At 59.1% G+C, this 17,189-nt stretch carries 14 protein-coding genes; all 14 read right to left on the reverse strand.

What is annotated here, in order from left to right; translation table 11 throughout:
• Positions 1-168: 168 nt before the first annotated feature.
• The gene (locus VAE55_RS13250; RefSeq protein ID WP_322816248.1) at positions 169-540 is read right to left on the reverse strand and encodes a hypothetical protein; all 372 of its coding nucleotides are present in this window, start codon (positions 538-540) and stop codon (positions 169-171) included.
• 29 nt (positions 541-569) lie between these two features.
• Positions 570-2,270 (reverse strand): collagenase, encoded by a 1,701-nt coding sequence (locus VAE55_RS13255; protein ID WP_322816249.1) that lies wholly within the window; start codon positions 2,268-2,270, stop codon positions 570-572.
• A gap of 27 nt (positions 2,271-2,297) precedes the next feature.
• Entirely contained in the window at positions 2,298-3,152 is an 855-nt protein-coding gene (locus VAE55_RS13260) for a retropepsin-like aspartic protease (protein ID WP_322816250.1), read from the reverse strand.
• The gene (locus VAE55_RS13265; RefSeq protein WP_322816251.1) at positions 3,145-4,584 is read right to left on the reverse strand and encodes a deoxyribodipyrimidine photo-lyase; all 1,440 of its coding nucleotides are present in this window, start codon (positions 4,582-4,584) and stop codon (positions 3,145-3,147) included. The genes VAE55_RS13260 and VAE55_RS13265 overlap by 8 nt, the downstream gene beginning before the upstream one ends.
• 381 nt (positions 4,585-4,965) lie before the next feature.
• A complete protein-coding gene (locus VAE55_RS13270; protein ID WP_322816252.1) occupies positions 4,966-7,584 on the reverse strand; it encodes an ATP-binding protein in 2,619 nt (872 codons plus the stop codon).
• An 82-nt stretch (positions 7,585-7,666) separates the two neighbouring features.
• Entirely contained in the window at positions 7,667-8,356 is a 690-nt protein-coding gene (locus tag VAE55_RS13275) for a lysophospholipid acyltransferase family protein (protein ID WP_242604974.1), read from the reverse strand.
• A gap of 341 nt (positions 8,357-8,697) precedes the next feature.
• Positions 8,698-10,173, reverse strand: a complete 1,476-nt coding sequence (gene gcvPB / locus VAE55_RS13280) for an aminomethyl-transferring glycine dehydrogenase subunit GcvPB (RefSeq protein WP_322816253.1) — start codon at positions 10,171-10,173, stop codon at positions 8,698-8,700.
• On the reverse strand, positions 10,166-11,152 hold the full coding sequence (locus tag VAE55_RS13285) for an aminoglycoside phosphotransferase family protein (RefSeq protein WP_322816254.1): 987 nt from the start codon (positions 11,150-11,152) through the stop codon (positions 10,166-10,168). Before VAE55_RS13285 ends, gcvPB begins: the two co-directional genes overlap by 8 nt.
• 40 nt (positions 11,153-11,192) lie before the next feature.
• Positions 11,193-12,527, reverse strand: coding sequence for an aminomethyl-transferring glycine dehydrogenase subunit GcvPA (gene gcvPA / locus VAE55_RS13290; RefSeq protein ID WP_322816255.1), 1,335 nt, complete (start codon positions 12,525-12,527; stop codon positions 11,193-11,195).
• A gap of 23 nt (positions 12,528-12,550) precedes the next feature.
• Positions 12,551-12,940, reverse strand: a complete 390-nt coding sequence (gene gcvH / locus VAE55_RS13295) for a glycine cleavage system protein GcvH (protein WP_322816256.1) — start codon at positions 12,938-12,940, stop codon at positions 12,551-12,553.
• An 11-nt stretch (positions 12,941-12,951) separates the two neighbouring features.
• Entirely contained in the window at positions 12,952-14,055 is a 1,104-nt protein-coding gene (gene gcvT / locus VAE55_RS13300) for a glycine cleavage system aminomethyltransferase GcvT (RefSeq protein WP_322816257.1), read from the reverse strand.
• A gap of 15 nt (positions 14,056-14,070) precedes the next feature.
• Positions 14,071-15,207 (reverse strand): CpXC domain-containing protein, encoded by a 1,137-nt coding sequence (locus tag VAE55_RS13305; protein WP_322816258.1) that lies wholly within the window; start codon positions 15,205-15,207, stop codon positions 14,071-14,073.
• Between the two features lie 403 nt (positions 15,208-15,610).
• On the reverse strand, positions 15,611-15,919 hold the full coding sequence (locus VAE55_RS13310) for an ArsR/SmtB family transcription factor (protein WP_012259331.1): 309 nt from the start codon (positions 15,917-15,919) through the stop codon (positions 15,611-15,613).
• A gap of 180 nt (positions 15,920-16,099) precedes the next feature.
• Entirely contained in the window at positions 16,100-17,113 is a 1,014-nt protein-coding gene (locus tag VAE55_RS13315) for a Gfo/Idh/MocA family oxidoreductase (RefSeq protein WP_322816259.1), read from the reverse strand.
• Positions 17,114-17,189 lie beyond the last annotated feature (76 nt).

A 17,189-nucleotide genomic window follows, 5' to 3' on the forward strand; every position in this document is an offset into this window, starting at 1 on the left:
AGGTACGCTGCACGATGTGGTGCGCAGGGTCGTGCTGTTCATCATCGCCGGTAGTCTTTCGTGGCCTGCTCACAGGGTAGGTGGCAACTTGAGTTAAAATAATGATTGTCAGTATTCTCTATTGCCCGGGTGACTCTATCTCGTATCCCGCTGCACCAGACGATTTTTTTACTCAGGAAACCGCTGATTGTTCAGATGGACGGAACCAGTTTCATCGTTGAATAGCACTTCACCGACTGCAACAACCCTTTCCCCTTCAATCAGCTCAAAACGGCTTCCAGGTTGTAAAAGCTCAACAGGTGCATCAGGAGAAAGAAACCGGAATGAAACGGTCATTGGTTCTCCTGCAACGGGTAAAGTCCAGCGCGGCAGCCACGCTACCGCACTCCATACCAAGCGATCCACCACGCGATCCGGGCAATCCTGGCGGGCAACGGTAGCCACGCCGAAACGTGTTCGCGCTGCCATCAGGGTCGCCTGGCGGTTATGAACCCTATGACACCAGATTTGCTGTAAGCTGTGGTCGTTAAATAGCAGCACCCCACTCCCCACTCCCCACTCCCCACCCCTCACCGGCACCAGCGCGCCATCGCTGCATGCCATTCAGCTTCGGCGGTTGTGAGGTCTGGCCAGCCGGCCAGCCGGGGCCAGTCGCTTAAGCGGTAGGTCTGGTTGCGCCACGCATCGGCAAGCGCGGCCACCGCCTGTGGACGTTCGCTGAGCAGGAAGTGCAGCAAGGCCCACGCCGCCGAGTAGTCGAAGGTGCCGTAGTGGTCGTAGCCTTCGCGCCGGTCCAGGAGATCGGACAGCACCGGTTTGTAGGGTGCCGTGCAGAGGGTTGCTAGGTGGCGTTCGTGGAACTGGAGGGGGCCGTCAGGAACGCTCTGAGCCGTTAATACCTCGGCCAGTCCTTCGTCGAACCAGCCCTTTGGTTCGTTGTGGTAGCCGGGGCTGAGCCAGTGGCCCGGAAAGACGTAGGCGGCAGTCACGGCGTGGCTCGTCTCGTGGCGCAGAGTTTCGGCGAGTGTGTTGGCGGTCTGGCCAATGCCTCGCCGGAAGCTGTAGAGGGTGCCCGTCTGCGCATCATAAATCCCGTCAACGTCAACCGTGAACGGGGTGAAGGCACGCATGTAGTCGCGATAGGCGGCTTGCGAGGGGAAGATCAAGACCCGTAAGGTGGCCGGTTCTTCGCCGGGAATGGCGGTTTCGCCACTCGCTCCCAGGAACTGGCGTGCCTGCCGGTACGCACTGGCAACGATTGTCAGCAGCTCCTGGCCGTCGGTCACGTTCGCCGGGCCGGTATGCAGGGTGATGGTCGTCGTTGTGATTTCGACCGGCAAGGCCAGTTCTTCATACGCTGTTTGCAAGGCCCGGAAGCGAGGCGCCGCTGCCCATTCGCCGGCCAGCCGGTCGGCAGCCCGCGCCAACGCCGCCTGTGCGGTCAAAGCGGTTGGACTACTCTCTAAAAAGGTGAACAGCCGTGCCCCACGCGGGTCGCCGTCGTCGGTGGCGACGGTCAATGGCGGGGCGGCAGCGATTGCATCCTCTACCACTTGTTGCCAGGGTGCCAGTGCGCCAAGTTGTGCATCACGCAGGAAGCTCAGCGCCTCGGCAGCGGCGGTGCGGGCACCGGGATCGGTGCTGTGCAGAGCATCGATCAGGAACTGTCGGGAGTCGGCACGCAGGTAGCCCGGCTCAGCCGCGATCAGGCGGGTGCGGGCACGGGCGGCCCGGTAACGCAGGGCCGGTGCGTAACTGTCGCCGAGGGCAATATGCGCCAGCGCCGGTGCGGCGTCCCAACTGGGGTAGTAGAGGCTGTCGAGCAGCCAGACGGCATCCTGCAGGAGAAAGTTGTCGGTTTCGCGTTCGAGCAGGTTGATGGCCAGCGTCCTGGCGGCAACTGCCCGTTTCTGCTGCATCAGCTCGCCGACGCGCGTGGCCCGGCCACTCTCAGCCAGCCGACCCAGGATGCGCAGCGCATTGCGCCGGGTGCGGGCATCGAAGCCGGTGTCGGCAGCAATCGCCAGCAGGTGATCGATATGCGATAGCTCGACCCGTGGTCTGAGGGCGACCGCGATCTGTTCCGTGCAGTCGTAGCCGGCCTGGGGTAAGATGCTCAGCAGCGCATTGGCATCGGGGTATGTCGGCTGAGGACAGGCCGGAGTGCGGATCGGCGGTGGCTGCGCCGGGTTGACGGCCAGCTCTAACCGTGAGCCGGTCAGCGTGAGGAGAAGCAGGCTGGTAAGCACGATGGCAATCCACAACCGCATACATTCTCCGGGCAATGGTCTCGCGCCTCAACGATCCAGGATACACACTTCCCGTCGGTAGTCGAGCGTGAGCCGCCGAAAGCGCGAGAGGAGCCGGTTGCCGACATTGGCCCGTCCCTGTCGCCCCAGATCGCCGTGGCTGGTCGCCGGCACATCAACTTCGACTGCCGGCAGGCGGAATGGCCCAAGCTGGAGATCGACGGTGAATCCACGACTCACCGGTGTTGCGGCTGCGAACCCGTGGCCGGTTGCCGCCTGGACGGTGCGCAGATCGAGATGCAGACTGGCGGCAAGATCACGGCTCACGGTCAGCGCACCGTTGGAACCGGTGTCAATTGTCAGGATGACGTCGTGCGTGGCTCCGCTCGGCGTGATGATCTGGGCTGGTAACGCGGGAAAGTGCTCAAAGAAGCGAAGTGGCACGCTTGCGCCCCCGGCACCCGGCGGCGGCGGGGCCAGGTCGGGGTGGCACAATCGGACCGTTTGACCAGCATAATCAATCGTTAGATTGAGACGGTGCAAAACGTTGTATCCCAGCACCAGATCAACCGGAAACGGCATCCGCCGCAAATCAACGGCCATCATATAGAGATTGCGCAGCATTACTTCGCCGAGACGCAACCAGGGCAGCACGGTTTCGGTGAACGGCACGGTATCGCAGGTCGCATCAGAACCGAGCGCAAAGTCACCGAGGCGCAGATCGAGCCGCCGCGCCAGCGTCAGATCAATCGCCGAGGGGTCGGTGCCGGTGTCAAGCAAGACGAGCAGAGGGCGACCACCAGGGCCGGCAGCCTGGCAGCGGATCACCTGTGGTCGCCAGATGAGCGGCAGTTCCGTCATGCCACTAGCCGGAAATTCCAATCGGGTTTGATCGTCAAGCATACTGTTCTGCTGATGAGTCGTTATGGCGCGTTGCCGCCCGATAGAGTTCAAGCGCTTTGGTGCGCTGCGTGGCGTGATCGACAATTGGCGCCGGATAGTCCCGCCCGATCAACACCCCGGCTTTGCGCTGTTCGGCGAGCGGCATCTTGTGCGGTTCGTGGATGTAACGGGTCGGCACGTTGGCCAGTTCGGGCACGTAACGCCGCACATACGTACCTTCGGGATCGAACTTCTGCCCCTGACTGACCGGATTAAAGATGCGGAAGAAGGGCTGAGCATCAGTGCCGGTACCGGCTGCCCACTGCCAGCCACCGTTGTTGGCCGTCGGATCGCCATCAATCAGCAGATGCATAAAATGGCGTTCACCCCAGCGCCAGTCTATCAGCAAATCTTTGGTGAGAAACGAGGCCACAATCATTCTGGCCCGGTTGTGCATCCAGCCTTCGCGCTGCAACTGACGCATCGCCGCATCAACGATTGGGTAGCCGGTCAGCCCCTGTTGCCAGGCGGCGAACAGCGCCGGATCGTTCGGCCAGGCAATCCGGTTGTACGCCGGTTTGAAGCTACCGCGCAGGGCGTGCGGAAAATGGTAGAGCACCTGCACGTAGAAATCACGCCAGATCAATTCACCGATCCAGCTCTCTGGCCCCGGCCCTGGCGGCGCTGCGAGGGCTGCGGCGACACACTGACGCGGTGACAACACACCAAGACGCAGGTACGGCGAGAGCCGCGAAGTCCCGGCAACGGCCATCAGATCACGCCCTTGCGCATAACCGGCCAGTGGGCCACGCACGAATCGTTCGAGTGCTTCCAGCGCAACCGCTTCACCGGCGGGAAAGCGGGGGAGTGTCGCCGGCGCATCCGGCAGCAGGTCGGTCAGATGGGGCAGCGGCTCACTGGCCGGCAACGGAATCGTCACCAGCCGTGGCAGGTCCTGTACCGTAATCGGTTCGGCGGCCAGGCGTGATCGCCAGCGTTTCGCATACGGGGTGTAGACCGTATACGGCCGGCCATCGGCGGTCGTCACTTCCTTCATCTCAAAAATGACCGTATCCTTGAAACTATGCGCTTCATAACCGGCCTCACGCAGCGCCTGCTTGATCGCGGTGTCACGGCGAACCGCGTATGGCGTGTAATCACGATTCCAGGTCACCCCGCTCGCGCCACTCTCGCGCAGCACATCAAACAGCGTTCGCAGCGGGTCGCCCCAACGCACCACCAGATGCAACCCAAACGTGCGCAGTTCCGCGTCGAGCGCCGCCAGACAATCGAGCAAGAACTGCGTGCGTGCCGGGCTGGCAAAGCGCCCACGCAGAATAGCGTCATCGAAAATAAAGACCGGCACCACCGCTCCACCAGCAGCAGTTGCCGCTGCCATCAGTGCCGTGTTATCGCGCAAACGCAAATCACGGCGAAACCAGTGAATGTACATACAGTTTTGTTGAGTTATAGCTACATATCCACACTTTACATTATACGCCGGATACGCCCCTTGCCCGTGTGGTACAGTCTTGTTGGTAAAGAGTGGTTTTGTCCCGGTACTCCCTTACCTCACCCGCAAGCCCCTGTATCTCACGCCCTGGCCCTCCTAACCGTTCCCTCTGCTAGGGGTGGTGTTGGGGGATGCTCCCGCCCCTGATGGGAACGGGGTGAGGTGAGAGTCTATCTCCTGCTCCTCCCACCCCAAAGCAGTGATTGCCCTACTCTACCCTCATTCCAAGAGGCGCGTGCCTTCAGGGTGCACGACGCCGATACTATACCCTCATTTCGTGTTTTCGTCGTCTGGAGTGTGGAAGGCACTCTCATCTAGACCTCAACTACCGTGAATACGCAATGCCGCTACTCGCTGTAACAACGTGCTCATTTTTTCCAGCAGATCGCGTGACCGGTACGGTTTTGGTAAAAAATCGGTGTAGTGATCCAGAGGCAGATTATCTTTCGTCACTTCGCCGGCATTCCCACTCATCAGCAAGACCGGTAATTGGGGCATACGGCGCCGAATCGCTGCCAGCAGTTCTATCCCATTCATACCCGGCATTGCCAGATCAACCAGGGCGATATCAATATTCAGTGCCGAATCGATCAGCAGGCTCAGTGCTGCTTGGCCATCGGCAGCTTCCGTGGTGACCATGCCGGCCCGTTCGAGGATGCGGTTCAGCGTGGCCCGGATTGCCGGATCGTCATCGACGATCAGTGCGGTGCCGCGCAGCACAATGGGCATCGTTGCATTGGTCGTGACTACCGGGGTAGCCTGATGGGCTGCCGGGAGATACACGGTAAAGGTTGACCCCAATCCTGGCGTACTCTCGACCCGAATCGCGCCATTGTGGCGTCGGACGATCCCCTGTACGGCAGCAAGGCCAAGACCATGGCCCTTCGGTTTGGTACTGAAGAAGGGATCGAAAATGCGCCGTAGGGTTGCTTCGTCCATACCTATGCCGGTATCGCTTACCATTAGCGTTACATAGTCACCCGGTGGAATTGTCGGCATTAGCCGCAGCCGGCGCAGGTCTGCTGCACTGAGACTCGCGACCCCAGTCCCCAGCGTAACCGACCCACTACGCTCACCAATCGCCTCAATCGCATTGGTGAGTAGATTAAGCACAACCTGTCGAATCTGGCTCGCCTCAACCAGAATCGATGGAAGATTGGTGTCCAAATCGTAGTGAATAGTGACCTGCTGACTCCGGTTCGTTGGCAGACGCAGGATGTTCCCCATTTCGCGCACCAGGTTCGAGAGATCTACCACTTCAAGCGAGCGTTGCCCTCGTCCCGCGTAGACTAGTAATTGATGACACAACTCAGCCGCCCGCTGCGCAGCCTGGTCGATAGCTGTTAGATGCGGTTGTAGCTCGTGGTTCGGAGGGAGATCGATCAAGGCCAGGCTGGTATGACCCATAATGCCGGTCAGGAGATTATTGAAATCGTGGGCAATCCCACCGGCCAGCAAGCCTAGACTTTCCAGCTTTTGCGTCTGAAGCATCTGGCTCTCGATCTGACGCCGCTCTTGTTCGGCATGGAAGCGCTCTAGGGCAACCGCCAGCACATTTGCCACGCTGCGTAAGAAGAAGATAGCCTCAGCATCAAGCGCCGTTGATGTGTACACCAGCAGAGCACCAAAGAGACGCTGATGCCCCCCGATCAGCATCACAGCACCGTACTGCGCAACATCGGCGGCCCGTTCCGCTAATGGGTCCGGCAGATTACTCCAGCCCGGATGATCCACCGTCAGCCCTTGAAAGAATCTCTCCGGTACAGGTTGGGCGGGTACCTCGCCCCAGGTGTTGCGGATGGTGATGTTTCCATCAATATCGATATCGATGAATTCACAACCGCGCATCGACAACGCCTGTACCATTTGTTCGGCTGCCACCGCAAAGAGAGCATCCAAATCGGTACGCGCAAGCGCTTCTCGTGCCAGCGTCGCCAGTTGTTCCTGCTGGCCTGCCAGCTCAATCAATCGTTCATTGGCACGGCGTAACGGTGTTACGTCTTGAAATGCGACGACCGCACACAACTCTTCCTGTAATTCGACAATCTCGGCAGTCAATTGGGCGTAGCAGGTTGACCCATTGTACCGACAAAAACTGAATTCAACCTCACCAACCGTTCCTTCCTGGCGTAATGTGCCGACGATAGTCGACCAGCGGCTGGATAATTGTGACCGATCGATGCGGTTCATTTGTTGTTTGATGATTTGATCACTACTTAACTCAAAAAATTCGCGGCAAGCGGCGTTAGCATTCAGAATCAGGTTGTCATCTAGCCGTACAATCAGCATTGGAAATGGTGCTGCGTCAAACAGGCGGGCAAATTTTTCTTCTGATAGACGCAATTGCTGCTCTACAGCCTTTCGTTCGCTCAGTTCTTTATTCGTCTCTTGCATAGACTGGTAAAAGTGACTAACAATCTGGCCAATCATACGGGCTGCCAGCAGCAGGTAGAGAGTATAGGTAATAAACCAGACCAGAGGAGAATGGGATACCGGTGGTGATGGCAGGAGATCGGCAAAGCGCACGAAGAGGGCACCGGTAGCGATTGAAAGTAGCGCAATAGTCAGAGCACCACGCCAGCCGAGTAAAATCCCGGCCATGATCACCACCAGTGGGATTCCGGCAAACGCCGGTGCTTGCAGACCACCACTGATGAACGCCGAGAATGCCAGTACCAGCCAGAGAACACTAATGACCAGAACACTCGCCAGTCGCAGGTATTGGCGTTGGACAAGCCACCAGGCCCCCAATAAACCTAGGATCAGCGGTATAACCACAACCATCCGCTGTGGCATCAATGACGGGTCAATCGGGCTGAGAACAGTGTAGGCTAGTGCGCCTAGCAGACTTATCCAGATTAGATCGCGTAGGAGCTTGAATGAGTGATCGCGAATGTAGTTCTTCTCGAACGGCGGAGGTGGATCGAAAACGGCAGCCATGAACATCCTCCTGCATGAAGCAGCGGAATATCGTGATGCAGACTGCCGCCGATCCACCTTTAGTGATGGTTGGTTGTGTAACCTAAGTGTCTTGTTCGGAGACCGGATTCAGGTTGTGCGCAACATCCATGCCACTCAACTGAATAATTGCGTCACGAACCTCATCGGCGGCAGTCTGCCAGGTTGCTCGCAGCTTCGGGTGCGCTTTCAAATACAGCGGTTCGCCGAAGCGCACGGTCACCCGGTACGGGCGCGGAACAACTTTTCCCTTCGGCATGACCCGGTTGGTACCGCCTACATACGTCGGGATTACCGGTGTACCGGGAAATTCGGCAATCAGACGACCAACGCCGCTGCGGAATGGGCCTATTTCACCAGTTTTGCTGCGGGTTCCTTCAGGGTATAACAAGAGTGCGTACCCCTCACGCAGCGCACGGGCAGCATGGCGGAGTGGGTCTTGACCACCACGTCGGTCACGGGCAACTGGGATGGCGTTAAACAAGATGCGCGAGAGGAATTGCATCACTCCACCCTGAAAGAAATAGTCCTGTGCAGCGGCTGCAACGAACCGTTCACGAGCTTCACGCGGCAACACCGAATAGATTACCGCAGTATCGGCATGACTGGTATGGTTGGCGGCAATAATGAACGCACCTTCTCTTGGAATATGTTCGATACCTTCGACCCGCGGTCGGACGTAGAGACGGACAAACAATCTGAACAGCGTCGGCGCAAAGCGGGCCGCGACATGGCGGCTGCGGTAGAGACTCATAGCCCCTTCCCCGTACCTTAGTTGTTCTCGCCCTATGGAGCAAGAACTCCTGATATTGAGAACAGGTATTCAGTTCTTTCGTTATTATACCGCTCTCCCCTCTTCTTGGCGAGAGGATTTGTTCAGGGTTTCAGACACCTTTTTGTAGCACGAAAAGAGGTCGATTTTCCCGGAACCTGCTGCGGGGATGCCTTTAGCGCCTATACACCGGAACAGTGCGCACTGCTGCCCCTATGCTGGACTGTTCGCCCTCCTTACAGATCTTTGCGTAGGACCAAACGCATAGCCCAGATTCAAGCCTGGGCTATGCGTTTAGAGTGAAGAATATAGCACGATCCCTGCTACTCACCCTGCAACCGTGCAATCGCAGCGGGATCGTAACGCAGTATCGGTTGGCGAGCCGCCCGTACTTCGTCGAGACGACGCACCGGTGCTTTGGTTGGTGCAGCGTGTAGCACATCCGGCGTTTCGACGGCTTCGCCGGCGATCCGGCGCATGGTGGTAATGAAGTGATCGAGCGTCTGCTTACTCTCGGTTTCGGTCGGCTCGATCATGAGCGCTTCTGGTACGATCAGTGGGAAGTAGATCGTCGGCGGGTGGAAGCCGTAGTCAATGAGTCGCTTGGCAATATCGAGGGTGCGGACATCTTTGGGAGCGCCGGCAATCTGCCCACGCAATACCACTTCGTGCATGCACATGCGGTCAATTGCCTGTGGATAGATGTCTTTGAGCATCACCCGCACGTAGTTGGCATTCAAGACCGCAGTCTCGCTCACCTCACGTAATCCGGCAGCCCCCATGGAGCGGATGTAGGTCCACGCTCGCACCAGCATCCCGAAGTTGCCGTGGAATGCCTTCATGCGTCCGATGCTCTTTTCAGGGGTGAAGAATTCATAGCTGCCATCTTCCCGTTGCCGTACCCGCGGGCCGGGCAGGTAGGGGGCCAGTTCTGCTGTACACCCCACTGCACCTGAACCGGGGCCACCACCACCGTGCGGGGTGGTGAAGGTCTTGTGCAGGTTGTAGTGCATGAAATCGAAGCCTAGCTCTCCCGGCTTGGCAATGCCCAGAATTGCGTTGAAGTTCGCGCCATCGCCGTACATCAGGCCGCCGGCCTCATGAACGAGACGGCAGATTTCGACGATGTGCTCTTCAAACAGACCCAGGGTGTTCGGGTTGGTGAGCATCATGCCGGCTGTGCGCGGCGATAATTTCGCCTTCAGGTCGTCAAGATCGACATTTCCGCGTGCGTCGCTCTTCACTTCAACGACCTTCAGGCCGGCCATGGCCGCAGTGGCGGGATTGGTGCCGTGCGCCGAGTCGGGCACCAGCACTTCGCTGCGCTGGGCGTCACCACGGTCAAGATGGTAGGCCCGGAACACCAGGATACCGGTCAGCTCACCCTGAGCACCGGCTGCCGGTTGCAGACTCACTGCCGCAAAGCCACTAATTTCGCCAAGATAATTTTGTAATTCGTACATCAGTTGCAACGCTCCCTGGCTGAGCGCTTCATCTTGCAGGGGGTGGGCACCGGCAAAACCCGGTAGCCGGGCCGCTTCTTCGTGTAGCTTCGGGTTGTACTTCATCGTACACGAACCGAGCGGGTAGAAGCCGGTATCGATGGCATAGTTGCGCTGACTGATCCGGGTAAAGTGACGAATCACTTCCGGCTCGGTGAGTTCGGGAAAGCCGGCCAGATCGTCTTGCCGTAGCAGACCGTCGGGTAGCGGGGTTGGTGCCACGCCGGCTGCCGGTAGATTGACGCCAATCTTGCCCGGCTGCGAATAGGTGAAAATCGGTGGTTCCTCGTTATTCATCGCTGTTCTCTCCAGGTGTATCGGGTGTCGCTACGATAGGTGGTGCCTGTACGGTATCCAGACCGGTGGCGATGTTGAGTGCCAGATCGACACATTCACGTTCGATCAACAGGGTGAGTCGGTAGGGAAGGAGGGCAAACTCGCGCACCTGATCGTAGCGACGGTCGGTTGTTTCGTTGTAGGCTGCGCCGTACCCAACGCGCAGACCGAAGTATTCGGGGTCGGCAAAGTTGAAATGGAGCGTCGCGTGATCCCAGGCGGGTCGCCAGGTTTGGGCGAATCCCCATCCCACCACCCCAACCAGACGCCAGTCCCGTTCGCGCCGGCGTACGATCAGCCGCCGCGGGTGCAGGTCGCCGTGAACCAGGCAGGCCGGGCGAGCGGTGGTGACCAGCCATTCGCCAAGCCGACGCTGGAGCCAATCGCTCTGGTCGGGTGTCATGCGGCCCTGGGCAACGGCGGCACCGATGGCAGTGGCTGCCCGCTGCCGCAGATACGCCACGTCAGCCCCAGGGGCAGGTGGTTGTGGGGTCAGCGTCGGCAGGTTGTCGGGGTGGATTTGACCGTACTGTAGTGCCTGATAGCTATGGATACGAGTCATTACCGTTGCCAGCGCCTCGCCGATTGCAAAGCGCACCCCCTCATCAACGGCGGTGATCATTTCAGAGAGCGGAGTACCGGCAAGATAACTCAGGGCCAGTGCCGGTGGATCATCGGCAACGGCAGGGGTCATCCCCAACACTGATGGCAGGGGAAGATCGATCTCGGCCTGTAACGAACGAAGTGCGAGCATTTCAGTTTGCAACGCTTCCCCCGCCCACTGATCAACCCCGGCCGGTAACCGTAGCACAAACTGACGGTCAGTCGCCGTGATCAGCAGGCTCCGCGCACCGAGTGGTGCAGCATCACGCACCCGCGTTCCCGGCAGGATGCGGGTGACAATGCGTTCGATTTGAGGGAGTGACAGGTCGGTGACCATACGCTTCAACTCAGTCGCACACAGGCCAATGCCTGACCTGCTATATGGCAGCCAATGCGGCTACAAACCGATCAATCTCTGCCGGTGTATTCATCTCGGTCACGGCAACCAGCATGGCGTGGCCCAGATGTGGTTCATCGGCGCTGAGGTCATAGCCGCCAATGATTCCCTGTTCACGCAGGGCGGCATTGATCTCGGCGACCGGTCGCGGGCATTGCACCACGAACTCGCGGAAGAAGGGTTGGTCGGCAAGCACCCGATAACCGGTCAGTTCGCCGATCCGCTGCGCAGCGTAGTGTGCCCGATGGTAGGTAATCTCGGCCATCGCACGCATCCCGCGCTTCCCCATCAGCGACATGTACACCGCCGAGGCCAGTGCCATCAGACCCTGATTCGTACAGATATTGCTCGTTGCCCGCTCACGGCGAATATCTTGCTCGCGTGCGCGCAGGGTCAGCACGTAGGCCATTCGCCCATCAACATCTTTCGTCACTCCAACAATCCGTCCGGCGATCTTGTGGACGTACTTCTGGCGTGTGGTGAAGATACCAAGGTACGGCCCACCGAAGGCCAGGCCGAGACCCAGTGGTTGGCCTTCACCGGTTGCAATATCGGCCCCAGCCTCGGCTGGGGTCTGGAACAGCCCCAGAGCGATAGGGTCGAAATGCACGGCAAGCAGGGCACCTCGTGCCTGCACCTGGGCACCCAGGCCGCGTAGATCGTGGAGACGACCGAGGAAATCGGGATTCTGCACGATCAACAGCGCCGTGTGATCGTCAACCCGGGCCAGGGCGTCGGCGATAGTGGTACCTGGATTCTCATCACCGACAATCTCGACATCCAGACCTTGCATGTAGGTGCGCAGCACTGCGCGGTACTGCGGATTGATGCTGCGTGCCACCACGATTTTGCGCCGGTTACGCACCACATTGAGCGCCATAATGGCCGATTCGGCGAGTGCGGTTGCGCCATCGTAATGCGAAGCGTTTGCAATCTCCATGCCGGTCAGGGCACAGATCAGGCTCTGATATTCAAAAATGGCCTGCAACGTTCCCTGACTGATCTCTGGCTGGTAGGGGGTATAGGCCGTGTAGTACTCACCCCGGCGAATAATCTGATCAACTGCTGCCGGTACAAAGTGGTTGTATGCACCGGCACCAAGAAAGACACTGTACTTGCGGTTATGGGCATTGGCTTCACTCAGCCGATTGAGTTCGGCCATCAGCTCCGGCTCCGACAACGGTAGTGGCAGTTCGAGCGGCGGAAAGCGATGACTGGCCGGAACATCAACGAAGAGGTCTTCAATTGTTTCAACACCGATTGCCTGCAACATCGCCTGACGGTCGGCATCGGTAATCGGAATGTAGTGGGTCATACCAGCTTCCATCTAGCTAACGTTTAATGATCGATTTCGGCAACAAACGCAGCATATGCCTCGGCATCGAGCAATTCAGCCGATTCGCCACTGGGACGCACACGCAACATCCAGCCTGCACCGTACGGATCACTGTTGATCGGCGCCTGATCGCTTTCGAGCGCAGTATTCACCGCCACCACTTCGCCACTTACTGGGGCGTACAGATCTGAACTGGCCTTCACCGACTCAACAATCCCAAAGCTCTCGCCAGCGGTAATTGTCGACCCAACGGTCGGCAGTTCGATGTACACCACATCGCCGAGCGCGTGCTGGGCATAATCGGTAATCCCAATCACGACCTCATCACCCTCCTGTCGTACCCACTCGTGGGTTTTGCTGTACCGTAGATCGGATGGAGTATTGTAAGCCATGTCGAACTCCTCTAGCGCTTGTAGCGCGGCTTATAGAAAGGCATCTTTACCACGCGCGCACGTACCGGACGCTCGCGCACGATGACATCAAATTCACTACCTTCGCTACTGAGATCGGTTGGCACATACGCCATTCCCAGCGGACGACCGAGGGTCGGTGATGGCATACCACTGGTAACAAACCCGACCGGCTCGCCGTCTGGCCGATGTACCGGATAGCCGGCACGGGCAATCCCCTTTCCAACCATCTCGAAACCAACCAGTCGTCTGCTTACCCCATTCTGCTTGATCGCCTGCAACGCTTCCCGACCGATAAAGTCACCCTTATCCAGTTTGACCACCCATCCCAAACGGGCTTCGTAAGGATTCGTCGTCTCGTCAATTTCATGACCGTACAACGCCAGACAGGCCTCAAAGCGCAGGCTATCACGTGCCCCCAGGCCACAAGCCTGCACCGCATTACCGCCGAGCGCGAGCAAACCGTGCCAGAACTGTTCGGCGTGGACGGCCTCAAAAAAGATTTCAAATCCATCTTCGCCGGTGTAGCCGGTACGGGCAATCAGTGCATTTTGCCCGAAGATCGTCGTCATGGCCACCCCGTGAAACGGCAACGAGCCAATGTCAGCGGTTGTTGAACTCTCTGCCCCAGCCAGCAGTTGTTCAGCCTGTGGCCCCTGGAGCGCCAGCATCGCCCAACGCTCGGAACGATCTTCAATCTCCACCTCAAATCCAGCCGTATGCTGCTGGAGCCAGTCCCAGTCTTTTTGCCGGTTGGCCGCATTCACCACCACCATAAACTCGTCGGGGAGATGGTACAGGAACACGTCGTCCACAATCCCACCATCAGGCCGACAGAGCAGACCGTAGCTGGCGTGGCCGAGCGGGATGGCCCGCACGTCACAGGTGACCATCCGCTGGAGAAACGCCTCGGCATGCGCACCACGCACCATAAACCGCCCCATATGACTGATGTCGAACAGACCGGCCCGGTTGCGCACAGCGTGGTGCTCTTCGATGATGCCGCGATACTGCACCGGCATCTCCCAGCCGCCAAATTCGACCATGCGTGCGCCCATTGCCAGGTGCGCATTGTAAAGAGGAGTTCGTTTCAGCATACTCATTCCCATCAGCTATGAATGGCCTTCTTCCAATCCGGTGCGCACACGGCACAACATTTCACGACAGGCAATCGCGTGGCGAGCCAGCTCGTCATCGCCACCGGCCCGTGCTTCAGACGCAAATTCCCAAAGTGCCTGTTCGGCAGCCTCGCTCAACAGCAGCGGATATTGATCGAGCACCTGTGCTATAGTCTCTTCGTCGTCGGCAACCAGCAGCGCCTCAATCGCTTCCTCCAGATCGGCTTCCGGCGTTGGTGCAGTACGGAATGCCACCAGCATCTCGCGTCGACTCGCCAGCAACTGTGCCAGCCGATCCGCACCGGATGCCAGGGCTGTTTCGATCTCACCTTCCAGCAACTGATCGATTTCGGGGCGCAGCAACAGTGGATGGCGGGCAATCACCTGTTCGAGTTCGGCATCGCTGTGCGCATTGAGCAGCTCTTGCAGCGCAGCAGGTGGGATCGCCGTCAACTGTTCAGGTGCCGGGTGTGGCTGCATGCGGGCCAGCAACTCACGGGCGTTGCGTAAACCCTGCGCAATCTCGTGCTCACCCTGGGCAACCGCGACCTCGGCCAACTGGGTGAGCGTCGCCAGGGCTGACGGTTCGAGCAATTCCGGGTGCTGCGCCAGCACTCGTTCCAGTTCGGCATCGGTGTCGGCGGCCAGCAAGGCTTCGACCGCAGCGAGGAGTGGTGGCGGTTCTGCCACCGCCGGCGATGGTGGCGGTGTTGGCGGCGGTGGCGTCGTAGCACGACGGGCATCGAGGCGTCGCAGCAACAGGGCCAGGCCGCTCATATCCTGGGTAATATCAACATCGGTGAGGTACGGACGGCGCTGCTCCTGGTCAATCGAACCGACCAGCAGGGCGTGCAGATCGCGTGCCTGATCGCGAATCTCGTGATCGGTTGAGCTGGGAGCCGGCGCAAAGATCACCCGGCGGGCACGGGCATCGTGGTACAGCAGCGGCGCTCCCGCCGGCCCACGCGCACCGCAATGCGGACACTCCACCAGATTCAGCTCTTCGCGTCGCAGCGCCGCTGCCGCTTCCGGCTCCTCATCAGCATCAACAATCAACCAGACTTCAGCATCAAAATCACCGCCACAGTGTGGGCATGTTAATTGGGCCTGCTCGCGGTACGAGATGGGCATAATCTTCTGCACCCTTGCCGATCAGTACATATCCTTCTCGCTGTATTGTACCATCAGTCACGCAGTCGAATGGCGAGCAGGTGCCTGCCGTTTTGCGGTGCGAACATGTGTGTTGTTAGAGAGGGGTTTTCCCGGAGGTATGGCGTATCGGTCAGATAGACGGTTTCCGCAGGGGTGGGTTCAGAACCCGCCCCTACGGGTGGTGCATGGGACCGTTCACATTGCTTACGAGGGATATGATGAACGAGAGGGTGCGGAAGGATGCGTCTTGAGCAGTCGCCAGTCCACCAGATTTGATATTACATCTCAACCCTTCGCAAAAGAGGAATACTCCGACAGTCACTATCGGTAAGCATAAGTGCAGGGTCATCTCCCAACAGACATCTTGCTGGCTGTTACAACCTCACAACTGCTCTAGGTACTCGCGCAACCAGACCAGACTGTCAGGATTGACATAATGACATACGGCGGCACCGTCGTCATACGTCTCAAGCAGGCCGGCCTCGCGCAGGACACGCAGGTGCTGGGAGATGGTCGATTGGGCATGGGGGCCGTCTTCGGGCATATGAAGGACAATCTGGTTGACGATGCAGCCGGGGTGGCGCAGGACGTAGCGGAGGATTTGCACACGCACAGGATGGCTTAACGCCTTACAGATCAGGGCCAGTCGCCTATCATCTTGTTCGAGAGCGCGTTGGTGTGCCGTGGCCATCGTTGGCCTCCTTTCCGCGTGTGCTCTACTGTACGATAAAGAGGGGATACCTGTCAAGAGGGGAGATGAAAACTGTTGAGGTGGTAGCTGTCCACTCCGGCTTTGCCACGCCGCCGCATCCAGCGTGATCTGCTGGTGTGCGGCAGCTATGTACCAGGGTAGTATGTCACTCTCCAGGTTCTAACCGGCAATTGCGTCAATCACGCGCTGAATCGCCAGGCCATCGCTGAAGGTCGCCGCCGGCCTGATCGCGTCGCGTTCACCGGAAAGCGCGGCGCGCAACGCATGCCCAAGGTACACGGTACCCTGCGGAAATTCGCCGCTCAGTGTGGCCGGTATCTCAACCGTGTGCGGCGGCGTGATGTCGCGAAAGGTGTCACCTGTCCCGATAGCGAGCTGTCCACCACTGAAGCGCAAGGTACCCTCACTGCCGTACACTGTGACGGTCAGTGGTTCGTTGGTGCGGGCAACGACAGTTGCGGTCAGGGTGGCTACAGTACCGCGAGTGAAGTGGATGATTGCCGTGGTGTAGTCGTCGCTGGTGACCTGACGTAGGGTTCCGGTTGCGTCTGGACGCCGACTGATAAAGGTGTGAACCATGCCCTGCGCCGTTACGACCTCGTCGGCCAGGATGTAACGCAGCAGGTCGATCTGGTGCGAGCCAATGGCACCCAGCACACCACCGCCGGCAGCCCGATCACTCCACCAGTCCCATACCCGCTGCGGGTCAGCCCGCCCGGCAGCGAAGAAGCGGACTTCGGCGACCCGAATGTCACCAATATCGCCAGCGGCTACCCGTGCCCGCGCCGCTTGCACTGCCGGCAAGAAACGCAGCTCGTGGTCAATCAGAGTCAACCGGTCGCGGTAGCGCTGCGCCGTCGTCAGCATCGACTCCGCCTCGGCTGCGTTCAGCGCCGTTGGCTTCTCGCACAACACATGTTTGCCGGCGGCCAGCGCAGCTTCGGCCATCTCGCGATGGAGGTATGGCGGTGTCACGATGCTCACCAACTGCACATCCTGCCGTTCGAGTACTTCACGCCAGTTAGCGGTAGCGAATGGCACGCCCAGCTCCTGAGCCACCCGTACCGTTTTGTCGGGATTGCTCCCAGCCAGTGCCGTCACGGTCAGCCCTGCTGCCCGAAAGGCAGGAACCTGTACCCGTGCTCCCCAGCCGGTACCGATAATACCAATCATCACGTCCTCCTGATACTACACAAAGCACCGTCGACGCCGGCTCATCGCAATCGATGCCAGCGGGTGACAATGCTTT

It is taken from the genome of Chloroflexus sp. (genome assembly GCF_034432675.1).
GTDB lineage: Bacteria > Chloroflexota > Chloroflexia > Chloroflexales > Chloroflexaceae > Chloroflexus.